Source organism: Caballeronia sp. BR00000012568055 (assembly GCF_029439455.1).
GTDB lineage: Bacteria > Pseudomonadota > Gammaproteobacteria > Burkholderiales > Burkholderiaceae > Caballeronia.
On record NZ_JAQFVG010000275.1, the window covers coordinates 5,256 to 6,007 of the forward strand.

At 56.2% G+C, this 752-nt stretch carries 1 protein-coding gene; it reads left to right on the plus strand.

Translation table 11 applies throughout. The features are described from left to right. Positions 1-105: 105 nt before the first annotated feature. A partial coding sequence (locus P7F28_RS17030; RefSeq protein WP_277185697.1) for a hypothetical protein occupies positions 106-752 on the plus strand: 647 nt, incomplete at its 3' end.

Sequence of the window (752 nt, forward strand, 5' to 3'; positions counted from 1 at the left end):
CGTGGCTGCGGCCGATCGCAATTTCGACATTGTTGATGAGGTGAGCGCATGGCAGACGTTTGTGAGGCGATGTTGACTCCGGTCATCGGAGAAATAGATGCTCGATTGATCGATCTTCAAGCGGCACTCCGCAATCACCCTTTTCGACACGTGTCGTCGCGCGCAGCTCTGGAAAACATATTTCCGCACTACCTTGCGATGTCGCAGGCGTTTCCGTATTTGCAGGCTGGAGCGCAAGCCAACGCCGTTCTGGAGGCCATCCAGTCGAATAAGGCAGTGACGCGCGATGTCGAAATCACGAGCGTGGTGGGAAATTTCCTCTGTTGGGACGAGACAGGCGGTGCATACATTATCGAGCGTTACGGCAAGTCTGGACTGCAGAGCATTCTGGACACGGGGACGTGGTTTCACTCCAATCTTCTCAAGAAGGACATCGAGACACTAACCGGCACCGTCGCGATTCCAGACTTCAGCGCACCGACCGGCCCCTATCTAACGGAATTGTTTGCAGGATTGGGTGCGCAGTCGGCTGTTGTACGTTGTGCGCACATGGTCGCGTTCGAGTTGCACGCGAATGCGATGATCGACGCGTTGTGGGAGTCGTCGAGCCGTTGCTATGGCGTCGATCGGCAAGGGCTCGTCTACTTCCAAAGCCACGTCGGCGGCGATGATCCCGCAGAGGCGTACCACGTCGAAATGACGAGAAGGATGATCCGGCTCATCGTCAGCGACGAGCAAATGCCGATGTTTGT